At 69.9% G+C, this 12,549-nt stretch carries 11 protein-coding genes and 1 riboswitch; of the genes, 7 read left to right on the top strand and 4 right to left on the bottom strand.

Features of this window, described 5'->3' with window-relative positions:
* Nucleotides 1-23: 23 nt before the first annotated feature.
* The 3 genes from PG878_RS06860 to metX are packed head-to-tail and all read right to left on the bottom strand — an operon-like array spanning nt 24 to nt 3,357.
* Nucleotides 24-1,064, bottom strand: a complete 1,041-nt coding sequence (locus PG878_RS06860) for a homoserine dehydrogenase family protein (RefSeq protein WP_209029866.1) — start codon at nt 1,062-1,064, stop codon at nt 24-26.
* 41 nt (nt 1,065-1,105) lie between these two features.
* Nucleotides 1,106-2,323, bottom strand: coding sequence for an O-succinylhomoserine (thiol)-lyase (locus PG878_RS06855; protein ID WP_209029682.1), 1,218 nt, complete (start codon nt 2,321-2,323; stop codon nt 1,106-1,108).
* Nucleotides 2,320-3,357: a homoserine O-succinyltransferase MetX gene (metX, locus tag PG878_RS06850; protein WP_209029681.1), complete on the bottom strand. Its 1,038-nt coding sequence runs from the start codon at nt 3,355-3,357 to the stop codon at nt 2,320-2,322. The genes PG878_RS06855 and metX overlap by 4 nt, the downstream gene beginning before the upstream one ends.
* Before the next feature lie 70 nt (nt 3,358-3,427).
* Nucleotides 3,428-3,546: riboswitch (SAM riboswitch) on the bottom strand.
* Nucleotides 3,547-3,649: 103 nt separating this feature from the next.
* Here metX and PG878_RS06845 point away from each other — a divergent pair.
* From PG878_RS06845 to trhA, 6 genes are all read left to right on the top strand, one after another.
* On the top strand, nt 3,650-4,525 hold the full coding sequence (locus PG878_RS06845) for a M23 family metallopeptidase (protein ID WP_425611764.1): 876 nt from the start codon (nt 3,650-3,652) through the stop codon (nt 4,523-4,525).
* 69 nt (nt 4,526-4,594) lie between these two features.
* The gene (locus tag PG878_RS06840; RefSeq protein ID WP_209029679.1) at nt 4,595-4,990 is read left to right on the top strand and encodes a GntR family transcriptional regulator; all 396 of its coding nucleotides are present in this window, start codon (nt 4,595-4,597) and stop codon (nt 4,988-4,990) included.
* 7 nt (nt 4,991-4,997) lie between these two features.
* A complete protein-coding gene (locus tag PG878_RS06835; RefSeq protein WP_425611776.1) occupies nt 4,998-5,894 on the top strand; it encodes an ABC transporter ATP-binding protein in 897 nt (298 codons plus the stop codon).
* Nucleotides 5,891-7,279, top strand: a complete 1,389-nt coding sequence (locus PG878_RS06830; RefSeq protein WP_209029678.1) for a hypothetical protein — start codon at nt 5,891-5,893, stop codon at nt 7,277-7,279. The genes PG878_RS06835 and PG878_RS06830 overlap by 4 nt, the downstream gene beginning before the upstream one ends.
* A gap of 76 nt (nt 7,280-7,355) precedes the next feature.
* Complete coding sequence (locus PG878_RS06825; protein WP_010344179.1) at nt 7,356-8,960, top strand: peptide chain release factor 3; 1,605 nt, start codon at nt 7,356-7,358, stop codon at nt 8,958-8,960.
* A 110-nt stretch (nt 8,961-9,070) separates the two neighbouring features.
* Complete coding sequence (gene trhA / locus PG878_RS06820) at nt 9,071-9,742, top strand: PAQR family membrane homeostasis protein TrhA (RefSeq protein ID WP_209029677.1); 672 nt, start codon at nt 9,071-9,073, stop codon at nt 9,740-9,742.
* A 138-nt stretch (nt 9,743-9,880) separates the two neighbouring features.
* Here the strand turns inward: trhA and PG878_RS06815 are convergent, their stop codons facing one another.
* A complete protein-coding gene (locus PG878_RS06815) occupies nt 9,881-10,225 on the bottom strand; it encodes a hypothetical protein (protein WP_209029676.1) in 345 nt (114 codons plus the stop codon).
* A 319-nt stretch (nt 10,226-10,544) separates the two neighbouring features.
* Here PG878_RS06815 and PG878_RS06810 point away from each other — a divergent pair, with 319 nt between their 5' ends.
* Entirely contained in the window at nt 10,545-12,515 is a 1,971-nt protein-coding gene (locus tag PG878_RS06810; RefSeq protein ID WP_244672437.1) for an AsmA family protein, read from the top strand.
* Nucleotides 12,516-12,549 lie beyond the last annotated feature (34 nt).

The following is a 12,549-nucleotide window of genomic DNA, read 5'->3' as shown; positions in this document are numbered from 1 at the left end:
GATGCGGGCGTCGTTCGCTTCGCTCAGCGCACCGCGATCCGCAGCACGTCGTCGAGCAAGGCCGCCGCGGTGACGTCGGCGCCCGCACCCGGCCCCTGGATCAGCAGCGGTTGCTGCAGGTAGCGGTCGCTGTGGATGGCGACGCGGTTGTCGGTGCCGGCGCCGCTGGCCAGCGGATGCGTCAGCGGCAGCGCGCGCAGTCCCACCGAGGCACCGTGCGCATCGAAGCGGCCGACGAAGCGCAGGCAGGCGCCGGCGGCCTGTGCCTGCGCCAGGCGCGACGCCAGCGGCGCGTCCAAGTGTTCGAGTGCGGCATCCAGGTGCGCCAGCGGCACCGAGGCCAGGTCGGCCGGCACCAGCGACTCCACCTGCACCTGCTCGGCACGCAACGGCAGGCCGGCGGCGCGGGCCAGGATCAGCAGCTTGCGCCGCACGTCCTCGCCGGACAGGTCCTCGCGCGGATCGGGCTCGGTGTAGCCGGCGGCCGCAGCCTCGCGCACGCACGCGGAGAAAGCGCGGCGGCCATCGTAGCGATGCAGCAGCCAGGCAAGGGAGCCGGACAGCACGCCCTCCACCGCGTGGATATGGTCGCCGCCGGCGACCAGCGCGCGCAGGCTGCTCAGCAACGGCAGCCCCGCACCGACCGTGGCGCTGTCGCCGTAGTGGGTGCTGGCGGCATGCCGTGCGGCCTGGATCTGTTCGGCCCGTGCCAGCGCGGCGCCCTGGCCGAGCTTGTTGGCGGTGACCACGTGCACGCCGCGCCGCAGCCATTCGGCATGGCGCTGCGCCACCGCCTCGCTGGCGGTGGCGTCGACCACGATGTCGCCACGGCCCAGGTCCTCCGGCAACGTCACCGCCTGCGCCGTGCGCACGGCGGCATTGGCCGCGGCCAGGGCCTGCGCCGGGGTCAGCGCGCAGTCGGCGACGGTGCGCGAATTGGCCAGCCAGGCGAAGGTCGGCAAGCCGGGCCGGCGCTGCTGCAGCGTTTGGTAGCGCGCGACGAAGGCGCGGCCCACGGTGCCGGTGCCGAGCAGGCCCAGCCGCGGAGTTGCCGCGGCGGGCATGGTGCGCAGCGGCGCCGACGGCGCATCGGCCAGGCCGCTGCTCACGCGTCCACCCGTTTGCGTGCCAGCGCCTCGCCGGCGCGCTGCGCGCGCTGCAGGCCGGCCTGCAGGTCGGCGACCAGGTCCGCGCTGGATTCGATGCCCACCGACAGGCGCAACAGGCCGTCGGAAATCCCGGCCTTGGCGCGCGCCTCGGCGGTCATCGCCGCATGGGTCATGGTCGCCGGATGCGCGACCAGGCTCTCCACGCCGCCCAGCGATTCGGCCAGGGTGAAGTAGCGCAGGCCATCGACGAAGGCACGCACCTCGGCCTCGCCACCGGCCAGTTCGAAGCTGATCATCGCGCCGAAGCCGCGCTGCTGCCGCGCCGCCACCGCGTGGCCCGGGTGCGAGGCCAGGCCGGGGTAGTACACCTGGCGCACCGCGGCATGCGTGGTCAGCAGTTCGACCACCGCCTGCGCATTTTCCTGGTGCGCGCGCAGGCGCGCGTCCAGCGTGCGCAGGCCGCGCAGGGTCAGGAACGCATCGAACGGCGAGCCGGTCAGGCCCAGCGCATTGGCCCACCACACCAGCTGCTGGTGCAGTTCGGCATTGGCGGCGATCACCGCGCCACCGACCACGTCGCTGTGGCCGTTGACGTACTTGGTGGTGGAGTGGATCACCAGGTCGGCGCCGAAGGCGATCGGGGTCTGCAGCGCCGGCGACAGGAAGGTGTTGTCGACCACCGCCAGCGCGCCGGCCTTGTGCGTGGCGTCGATGACGAAGCGCAGGTCGGTGATGCGCAGCAGCGGGTTGGACGGGGTCTCGATCAGCACCAGCTTCGGCGCCTGCGCCAGCGCGTCGGCCAGCGAGCGCGGATCGGTCAGGTCGGCGGTGATCAGCTCGAAGTGGCCCTTCTTGGCCAGCGCGTTGAACAGGCGCCAGCTGCCGCCGTACGCGTCGTGCGGCACCACCAGCCTGTCGCCGGGCTGCAGCAGCGCGTTCAGCACCAGGTTGATCGCGCCCATTCCGGTGGCGGTGATCACGCCGCCAGCGCCGCCTTCCAGTTCCGCCAGCGCTTCGCCGAGCAGGTCGCGGGTGGGGTTGCCGCTGCGGGTGTAGTCGTACTGGCGCTTGTTGCCGAAGCCGTCGAAGCTGAAGTTCGACGACAGCACGATCGGCGGGGTCACCGCGCCGTAGGCGGTATCGCGGTCGATGCCGGCGCGGACCGCGGCGGTGGCGGCACTACAGGGCAGATCGGTGTCGTGGGCAGTGCTCATGCGGCAACTCCGGTGGGGCGAAGGGCGGTGGCGAGAATCGCGTCGATGCGATCGGTTTCTTTCAGGAAGGCGTCGTGGCCGTAGGGCGAGCGCAGCACGCGCAGGCTGCCGCGCGGGCCCAGCCCTTCGACCAGGGTCACCAGGTCCGACAGCGGCACCAGGCGGTCGCCTTCGACCGCCACCACCACCGTGGGCACGGCGACGGCCGCCGGATCGATGCGGTGCAGGTCGATGGATTCGGACAGGCGCAGGTAGGCATTGACCTGGGTGCGCGCCACATACTGCGCGCCTGCGGCGTCCAGATAGTCTTCGGCGGCGACGCGGACGCGGCCGTTGATGACTTCCGGCGCGGCGTCGAAGCGTTCGCCGAATTCCTCGGGGGTGCGGTAGCTGAGCATCGCGAACTGCCGCGCCAGCGACAGCCCGTGGCTCTCCGCGCACTGCAACTGGCCCAGCGCCACCGCGCGGCGCTGCAGCGCGCGCCAGGCCGCGGCATACGGATGCGCGCGGTGCGCGCCGCTGACCGCGATCAGCTTCTGCAGGCGTTGCGGATGCCGCACCGCCAGTTGCAGGCCGACCAGCGCGCCGTAGGAATAGCCGACGAACCCGTGCAGTTGCGCAATGTCCAGCGCGTCCAGCAATGCGGCGATGGCATCGGCCTGGTCGGCGCTGTCGATCGGCGCGTCCAGGCTGCCGTCGGCGCCGACGAAATCGAACGCCAGCAGCCGCCGCTGGGTGGGATCCAGCGCCCGCCCCGGCCCGACCAGGCCTTCGGCCCAGCCCTTCTCGGGGAAGCTGGCGTTGGCGGCGAGATGGCGGTGCGCGGAGATGCCACCGGCGACGAACACCACCGGCGCAGCGGCCGGGCCGCTCAGTTCGTAGCGCAGACGCAGCAGTTGCACGCCGGCGTGGCGCAGCGGCAACGCGACGGCGATCTCGCCACGCATCGCGTGCACGCCGTCGGCCGGCGCGGCAACGCGGTCGTGGGACGGAATGGCGGAGGTGGGGCGGTCAGCTGTGTTCACGAGGCGCATGGCGGTATCCAGGGAGGAACGGCCATCGAGCTTCGCGGAGCTCGCGTTCGCCATGCAGAAGGCATGGAGCGAACCATCTTTCGGCGGACGCGGTGGTCCCCGCAGGATTTGGCACCTACACGAACGCTTGCGCGTCCGCTGGCTGCCCCGGCATCAAAGGGCCTGTCCCTCCGCCGGTCTCGATGGTGGAGCCACGATGCCAGCGATTTTCGGCGATGTCAATCTCTTTATTCGGATGAAGCGATATGATTTTTCGATCCCTGGCCTCGGCGATACTCCGCCTCCCCCATCGTTGCCTGCCTCCGTGCGCCGACGCAGCCCCCGCCGCTGGCTTGCCATGGTCCTGTCGCTCGCACTGGCGACCGGCACCCCTGCGCAACCGCTGCTGCGCTGGAATGCCCCGCGACCCGCACCACAGCCACCGCCAGCGTGGCTGCAGGTGACCGCCCGCGACAGCGGCCTGCGCGAGGTCGCGCTGGGCAATCCGCTCGGCGGCCCGGTGCAGATCCGCCTGTTCGGCGACAGCGCCGGCTTCACCGCCGTCCCCGCGCTGCCGCTGACCGCGGAGCTGGCCGCCCGCGAGCGCCGCGTGGTCGCGCGCCTGTATCCGTCCGGCGACCTGGCCGAGACCGACGCTGGCGACGCCCGGCTGCGCATCGAGGCGGTGCCCGGTTCGCCGCGCGCCCATGCCGACGCGGCGCTGTACGCCCTGCCCTTCGCCGATCGCCCGGTGCGCATCGACCAGGGCTTCGGCGGCACCTTCAGCCATCGCGATCCCGCCAATGCCTATGCCCTGGACTTCGCCCTGCCCGAAGGCACGCCGGTGCTGGCCGCACGCGAGGGCGTGGTGATGGAGGTGCGCGACGACTTCCGCGAGTCCGGCACCGACCCGCGCCTGGGCCAGGCCGCCAACCTGGTGCGGGTCCTGCACGCCGACGGCAGCATGGCGATCTACGCGCACCTGGCCGCCGGCGGCGTGCAGGTGCGGGTCGGCCAGGCGGTGCGGCGCGGCGAGCGCCTCGGCCTGTCCGGCAACACCGGCCTGAGCAGCGGCCCGCACCTGCATTTCGCACTCCAGCTCAACCGCGGCCTGCGCCTGGAATCGGTGCCGTTCCGGATGGCCGGCCCGCTGGGCGAGCTGCACTTCCCGCGTCCCGACGCGCCCTGAGCGACGCCGACGCGCCGTTCGTCGGCATACACCTTGACAGGCGCCAAGTGTATTGATGTATTAATACACATGGATGCAACCCATCTCCACGTCCAACCCAGCGCCCCCGAGCCGATCTACCGGCAGATCGCCGAGCAGATCCGCCGCCTGGTCGCCGCCGGGCAATTGCGCCCGGGCGACGGCCTGCCCTCGGTGCGCGAGGTCGCCGCCGTCCACGCGGTGAACCCGATGACCGTCTCGCGCGCCTACAGCCAGCTCGAGGCCGAAGGCGTGCTGGAACGCCTGCGCGGCCGCGGCATGGCGGTGGCCGCGACCGCCGCCGCGCCGCAACGGCAAGGGCAGCGCCTGGAGCTGATCGAACCGCGCCTGCAGGAACTGGTCCGGCACTGCCGGGAACTGGGCCTGCCGTCGCCTCCCGTGATCGAACGTCTTGAACAGTTGTTTGGAGAACCTGGCGATGAGTAGCGTGGTGATGCAGAGCGCAATCCAGACCGACCTGGACATGGACCTGCCGCTGGCGGCGCACGACCTGCATCTGGCCTTCGGCACCAGCACGGTGCTGCAGGGCGTGGACCTGCAGGTGGCGCGCGGCGAGGTGGTCGGGTTGATCGGCCGCAACGGTGCCGGCAAGAGCACCCTGCTGGCCTGCCTGCTCGGCCTGCTGCAGCCGCAGCGCGGCCAGGCGCGGGTGTTCGGCGGCCCGGCGCTGCATCTGGACGACACCCGCAAGGCGCTGCTGGGCTTCGTGCCGCAGCAGCCGCAGGCCTTCGGCTGGATGCGCGTGGAGGAACTGCTGGCCTTCGCCGCACAGCTCTATCCGCACTGGGACGCGCAGCGCGCGGACGCGCTGCTGCGCCGCTGGGAACTGGATCGGACCCAGAGCATCGGGAAGCTCTCGCCCGGCCAGGCCCAGCGCCTGGCCCTGGTCCGGGCGCTGGCCGCGCGGCCGGCGTTGCTCGTCCTCGACGAACCGGCCTCGGCGCTGGATCCGGTCGCGCGTCGCGACCTGATGCGCGAAATCGTCACCGAAACCTGCGACGCCGGCACCACCGTGCTGTTCTCCAGCCACATCGTCAGCGATCTGGAACGCGTCGCCTCGCGCGTGGCGTTCCTCAACCAGGGCCAGTTGCTGCTGGACCAGCCGCTGGACGAACTCAAGGACCGGGTCCTGCGCATCGGCATCCCGGCGTCGGCGGCCGCGACGCTGGACGCGCCGTTGCGCGGCGAACTGGCGCGCCGCCACGCCGCCGACGGCGGTGTGGTGGTGGTGCTGCATGCCACCGAACTGCCGTCCGCGCTACTGACCATCCCCGGCATCCGCATCGACCGACTGGGCCTGGAAGACCTGTTCATCGAGGTGGTCGGATGAACCGTCTTTCTGCAGATCTGCGCCTGCTCTGCCGCGCATCGGGCGTGACCGGATGGCTGTATCCGCCAGCCCTCGCCGCCGCCTTCGCCTGCACCTGGCTGCCTGAAAAAGCCGCCAACCTGCTGCCGCCGATGCTCACGGCGATCATGGCGATGTTCGTCTGGATGCTGCTCGGCGCTCGCCTGCTGGGTCTGCTCGAACAAGGGCGCCAACTCCGTCTGCCGTCCATGGCAGCGCGCTTCGTCACTCTGTTCGGTGCCGCACTGGCCTTGACGGCGGTGCTGCCGACGCTGCTGTTCGCCGTGCGCGGTGTCGATCCCGGCCTCTCGCTCTCTGTCCTGCTGCTCGGCGCAAGCTTCGGCATGGTGGTCGCCACCCTGCCGGCCTGGTGCGCCCCCTTGATCGGCATCTTGCCGGGGACGCTGGGCGGCTTTCTGCCCGAGGGCAGCTTCGTGCCGCTGACCCTGCATCCACGCGCCAGCATGCTGCTCGCTGCGTTCGCCTGCGCTCTGCTCAGCCTGTGGTCGTACCGGTACTTGCGTGGTCGCCCGGCCGATGCGCTGTCGGCATGGTCGCGCCCGATGTGGATCGGCCTACAGCAACGCCAGCCCGGCGACGGCAGCACCAAGCACTCCGTCGAATCGCAAGGCGGGCGCCTGGGCTGGATCCAGGGCATCGCCCGCCCCGCCTTTCCCACCGATCTGCGCCATCAACCGGAACGCGCCATGCGCTATGCCCTCGGCCCCGGCTTCGCCCCCGGCAACGCCGTCGGCACGGCGTTGGCCACGGTGGCCATGCCGGCCCTGGTCCTGCTGCTGTGGACACCGCTGCTGCTGCATTCGCACTCGCCAGCGATGCCCCTGATCCTGGCCAACGTCATGGCCAACATGTCCAGCGTGAAGTTCCTGCAGCGGCTATGGCTGTGGCGCAAACACGGCAACCAGGGACTGATGGAAAGCGCGCTGCTGCCGGGCCTGGGCGCGCCCGGACAGGCCGGCAAGCTGTTCAACCAGGTCATCCTGAAACGCGCGCTCGCCGCAGCGCTGCCCTGGCTGGGCCTGTCCTGCGTGCTCGGGGTGGTGAAGCACGCACCGTCGGCCTATTACCCGCTCGTCGTGTCGATCACCCTGACCGCAACCCTGACCGCCAGCACGCTGCTTCTGGTGTGCATGCGCTGGCCTCGCGGCGGCTTGGTGCTGAGCATGGCGCAATTCCTCCTGACGGTCCTGGCCGCCATCAGCATCGGCCAGGCCGGCCCACCCGGCGCGGTGGCACCGCACTGGCTGGCACCGGCCTGGAGCCTGCTGCTGCTCGGCATGGTCATCGTCTACAACCTGGTGGCGCGCCAGTCCAGCAGGCGCCCGCATCCCTGGCTGCTGAACTGAACGGGCCTTCCGGGAAGCCCGCTATAATCGCCGGCTTCCTCCGTTGCCGATGACGCCCTTCGCGGGCGTGCTGCCCATGTCCGAAGTCGCCACCGAAGCTGCGCGCCGCCGCACCTTCGCCATCATTTCCCACCCCGACGCCGGCAAGACCACGCTGACCGAAAAGCTGCTGCTGTTCGGCGGGGCGATCCAGATGGCCGGCTCGGTGAAGGGCCGCAAGGCCGCGCGCCACGCCACCTCGGACTGGATGGCGCTGGAAAAGGAACGCGGCATCTCGGTGACCTCGTCGGTGATGCAGTTCCCGTACGAAGGCAAGATCATCAACCTGCTCGACACCCCCGGCCACGCCGACTTCGGCGAGGACACCTACCGCGTGCTCACCGCGGTGGACTCGGCGCTGATGGTGATCGACGTGGCCAAGGGCGTGGAAGAGCGCACCATCAAGCTGATGGAGGTGTGCCGGCTGCGCGACACGCCGATCATGACCTTCATCAACAAGCTCGACCGCGAGGGCAAGGACCCGATCGACCTGCTCGACGAGGTGGAGACGGTGCTGGGCATCGAGTGCGCGCCGGTGACCTGGCCCATCGGCATGGGCCAGCGCCTCAAGGGCGTGGTGCACCTGGTGACCGGCGAAGTGCACCTGTACGAGCCCGGCCGCAACTTCACCCGCCAGGACTCGACCATCTTCCCGTCGCTGGACGCGCCCGGCCTGGCCGAGAAGATCGGCGAACAGATGCTGGCCGAACTGCGCGAGGAACTGGAACTGGTGCAGGGCGCCAGCCACGCCTTCGACCTGGACGCCTACCGCGCCGGCAGGCAGACCCCGGTGTTCTTCGGCTCCGGCGTCAACAACTTCGGCGTGCAGCCGCTGCTGGACTTCTTCGCCGAGCACGCGCCGCCGCCGCAGCCGCGCGCCACCACCGGCCGCCAGGTGCAGGCCGGCGAAGACAAGCTCACCGGCTTCGTGTTCAAGATCCAGGCCAACATGGATCCGCAGCACCGCGACCGTGTCGCCTTCATGCGCATCTGCTCGGGCCGCTTCGCCGCCGGCATGAAGACCCTGCACGTGCGTACCGGCAAGGAGGTCAAGCTGGCCAACGCGCTGACCTTCATGGCCAGCGACCGCGAGATCGCCGCCGAGGCCTACCCCGGCGACGTCATCGGCATCCACAACCACGGCACCATCTCCATCGGCGACACCTTCACCGAGGGCGAATCGCTTTCGTTCACCGGCATCCCCAACTTCGCCCCGGAACTGTTCCGCCGCGCGCGCCTGCGCGACCCGCTCAAGCTCAAGCAGTTGCAGAAGGGCCTGGCGCAGCTGTCCGAGGAAGGCGCCACCCAGTTCTTCCGCCCGCTGATGAGCAACGACCTGATCCTCGGCGCAGTCGGCACGCTGCAGTTCGACGTGGTCGCCTACCGGCTGAAGGACGAGTACGGCGTGGACGCCAGCTTCGAGCCGGTGGGCGTGGTCACCGCACGCTGGGTGCATTGCGACAACCCCAAGAAGCTGGAAGAGTTCCGCGAGAAGAACGCGATGAATCTGGGCATCGACGCCGCCGGCGAACTGGTCTACCTGGCGCCGACCCGGGTCAACCTGCAACTGGCGCAGGAACGCGCGCCGGACGTGCGCTTCGCCGCCACCCGCGAACACGCCCACAGCGTGGCGGTGGAATGACCGTCATGTGACCACGGGGCGTGCGCCGGCTGAGCGCACGCCCAACCGGCGTCGCAATGCCGCGCCGCAGCGGATGCGAACCGCTCGCAATTGCGCTACCGTGCGGACCCATGGATGCAGACCGGTCGCCCGCCTACTCGAACGCCGACGCGCCGCCTTCCACGGACTGGCGCGACGAACTGGCCAGTGCGCTGACCCACGGCCTCGGCGCCATCGCCGCGCTGGCCGGCGGCTCGGTGCTGATCACTCTCGCCGCCATCTACGGCGACGGCTGGCAGCTCGCCACCGCCATCGTGTTCAGCGTCACCTTGCTGCTGCTGTACGTGGCGTCCACGCTGTACCACGCCATCCCGCATCCCGGCGCCAAGGCACGCCTGCAGATCTTCGACCACTGCGCGATCTACCTGCTGATCGCCGGCACCTACACCCCGTTCACCCTGATCGGCCTGCGCGGCCCGTGGGGCTGGGGCCTGTTCGCGGCGATCTGGACCATCGCCGTGGCCGGGGTGATCTTCAAGCTGTTCTTCACCGGCCGCTTCCGCCTGCTGTCGACCATCCTGTACATCGCCATGGGCTGGCTGATCGTGGTCGCGATCGAACCGCTGCTGCGCTCCGTCGACGCCTGGACCCTGGGCTGGCTGCTGGCCGGCGGCCTGTTCTACACGCTGGGCACATATTTCTACCAGCGCGACACCGTGCGCTATTTCCACGCGATCTGGCATCTGTTCGTGCTCGCCGGCAGCGTCTGCCACTTCGTGGCGGTGACCGGCCAGGTGCTGTAGGCGGACCATCGGCCGTTCGCCGGCATCCCGAACACCCCCTTCCCCGAGCGGCATGACAGACCGCTCGGCGATCGCAATGCTTACTCACGCACCGCTTGGAATATCGAGCGCATGGCGTTCGTTCTGCAGCGACGCCAATCAACTCTTGCGCTTCTGACACGCTCCAGCAGAGACGACCATGTGCGATGGATGCGGATTGACATAGCGGTGCTTCGTTCCGAACGCCCCATCCTGTTCCGTTTCGAGATTGTCGGAGACATAGATCGTGAAGGTTCCAACCTCCGAGAATGCGGCGACCACGTGCTCCTTGCCTTCCGCATCCCAGTACATCCCGGCCGCTGCGGCAGGCGTGACAACCACGCGCCCACCGGTTGCCGAAACGCCCTGGCACTGGGTCTCGCTGTTCAGCAGAAAAAGGAATCTTCCGCTCGGAGCCAGAATGCCCACTTCAATCGGATCGACGTTCCCGACGTCGATGCGCACAACCTGCGCCGGACCCCCATCCGCTTGAGACGCGCCACCCACCGGCGACACGAGACAAAAGGCAGCGACGGCGAGTGGAAACCTGCCGAAGCGCCTGGCCGACTTTTTCACACGCCCCCCCCCTGTCAGATACATCGCCATCCGGCGCCTTGGAACCGCCGTCAGCGATCTCTGGTTCCTCCCATGAGCGGCAGCGTCCGATCCCTCGAGCAGCCCACATGCATCATGCATCCCGGGCATGGAAGCGGACAACGCCCATCAGGCCCGCCATCGCATCCGCTTTCGCACCCCGTGCACGGCGGCTGCCTAGGATGGCCGCATGGCTCCCGACCCTGCTTCCGCATCCGGTGCACGCCGCCGCTCCTGGCCCTGGCGGCGCAACGACGGCCGCCTGCGGCGTTGGCCGTTCGTGCTCGGCGCGCTGGTGCTGCTCCTGCTCGTCATCATCCTGATTTTCGACTGGAACTGGTTCAAGGCGCCGGTGGAACGCGCGGTGCAGGCGCGCACCGGCCGCGCCTTCCATATCGACGGCAACCTCGACGTGGACCTGGGCCGCATCATCACCGTGCGCGGCGATCGCCTGCGCTTCGCCAATGCCAGTTGGTCGAAGCAACCGCAGATGGCCAGCGCCGACCGTGCCGAACTGGATATCGCGCTGTGGCCGCTGCTGCGCGGCCGCGTGCGCATCCCCGAGATCCGCCTGACCAAGCCCGATCTGCTGCTGGAGACCGGCCCGGCCGGACAGCCCGGCAACTGGGCGTTCGGCCAGTCCGACGACGGCGGCCGCCCGGTGGTTCTGGGCGCCTTGCTGGTGCAGCAGGGACATCTGCGTTTCCAGGATCCGGTTGGACGCACCGAGATCGATATCGCCGTCGACAGCCAGGTCGGGCAACGCCGCCACGGCGATGCCGCACCGCCGATCGCGGTCAGCGGCGACGGCCGCTGGCGTGGCAATCCCTTCACCCTGAAGGGCAATACCGCCTCGCCGCTGGAACTGAGCGAGAGCGACCATCCGTTCCGCGTCGACCTGCGCGGCAGCGCCGGCAGCACCCGCGCGCACATGCGCGGCACCCTGACCAATCCGTTCCAGTTGCGCGTGTTCGACCTGCAACTGCAACTGGCCGGCACCGACATGGCGCACCTGTATCCGCTGCTGGGCATCGCCATTCCGTCCACCCCGCCCTACCAACTGGATGGGCGCCTGCAGCGCGACGGCGATCGCTGGCGCTACCAGGACTTCAGAGGGCGCGCCGGCGACAGCGACCTGGCCGGCACCGTGCAGATCGATACCGCCGGACAACGCCCGTTCCTGCGCGCGGACCTGCGTTCGCAGCGACTGGATTTCGACGACCTGGCCGGCTTCGTCGGCGCGCCGCCGCGCACCGGCGCCGGCGAGACCGCCAACGCCGAGCAGAAGGCGCAAGCGGCCAAGTTGGCCACCACCGACAAGGTGCTGCCGTCCACGCCGTACGACCTGGGCAAGCTGCGCGCCATGGATGCCGACGTGCGCTGGAAGGCGCAACGCATCAACGCGCCGTCGCTGCCGCTGGACGACATGGACGCGCATCTGAAGCTCGATGACGGCGTGCTGCTGCTGCAACCGCTGAACTTCGGCGTGGCCGGCGGCGACCTGCGCTCGGACATCCGCATGGACGCGCGCAAGCCCACGCTGTTCACCCGCGCGCAGGTGTCGATCCGCGGCGTGCAGTTGGGCAAGCTGTTCCCCGACGGCAAACTGGCCAAGGAAGCGGCGGGCGCGATCGGCGGCGAGATCGCGCTGGCCGGCAGCGGCAACTCGATCGCGCAGATGCTCGGCAGCGCCGATGGCAGCGTCGCCGTCGGCATGGGCAAGGGCCGCATCAGCAACCTGGTGATGGAACTGGCCGGCCTGGATATCGCCGAATCGCTGAAGTACCTGGTGACCAAGGACCGCGAGATCCCGGTGCGCTGTGCGTTTGGCGACTTCGGCGTCCAGCACGGGGTGATGACCTCGCGCGGCCTGGCCTTCGACAGCACCGATACCCTGCTGGTCGGCAGCGGCACCATCGACCTGGGCCAGGAACGCCTGGACCTGCTGCTGAAGGCGCAACCCAAGGATCACAGCATCCTCGCCCTGCGCTCGCCGCTGCGCGTCGGCGGCACCTTCAAGGACCCCAGCTTCCGCCCCGATCTCAAGGCCCTGGGCCTGCGCGGCGCCATCGCCGTCGCCCTGGGCAGCATCGCCCCGCCGGCCGCCCTGCTGGCGACCATCGAGACCGGGCCGGGCAAGGATATTCAGTGCGGGCGGTGATGAAGCCGGGAATTGGGAATGGGGAATGGGGAAT

Source organism: Xanthomonas hawaiiensis, assembly GCF_031834635.1.
In the GTDB taxonomy this organism is placed as follows: Bacteria; Pseudomonadota; Gammaproteobacteria; order Xanthomonadales; family Xanthomonadaceae; genus Xanthomonas_A; species Xanthomonas_A sacchari.
Note: the sequence above shows the minus strand (reverse complement) of the source record. Positions and strands in the feature narration are given on the sequence as shown.

Coding starts and splice junctions, on each gene's coding strand:
- PG878_RS06860 (WP_209029866.1), bottom strand. CDS start 1,064: ATGCCCGCCGCGGCAACTCCGCGGCTGGGCCTGCTCGGCACCGGCACC.
- metX (WP_209029681.1), bottom strand. CDS start 3,357: ATGCGCCTCGTGAACACAGCTGACCGCCCCACCTCCGCCATTCCGTCC.
- PG878_RS06830 (WP_209029678.1), top strand. CDS start 5,891: ATGAACCGTCTTTCTGCAGATCTGCGCCTGCTCTGCCGCGCATCGGGC.
- PG878_RS06840 (WP_209029679.1), top strand. CDS start 4,595: ATGGATGCAACCCATCTCCACGTCCAACCCAGCGCCCCCGAGCCGATC.
- trhA (WP_209029677.1), top strand. CDS start 9,071: ATGGATGCAGACCGGTCGCCCGCCTACTCGAACGCCGACGCGCCGCCT.
- PG878_RS06835 (WP_425611776.1), top strand. CDS start 4,998: ATGCAGAGCGCAATCCAGACCGACCTGGACATGGACCTGCCGCTGGCG.
- PG878_RS06855 (WP_209029682.1), bottom strand. CDS start 2,323: ATGAGCACTGCCCACGACACCGATCTGCCCTGTAGTGCCGCCACCGCC.
- PG878_RS06810 (WP_244672437.1), top strand. CDS start 10,545: ATGGCTCCCGACCCTGCTTCCGCATCCGGTGCACGCCGCCGCTCCTGG.
- PG878_RS06825 (WP_010344179.1), top strand. CDS start 7,356: ATGTCCGAAGTCGCCACCGAAGCTGCGCGCCGCCGCACCTTCGCCATC.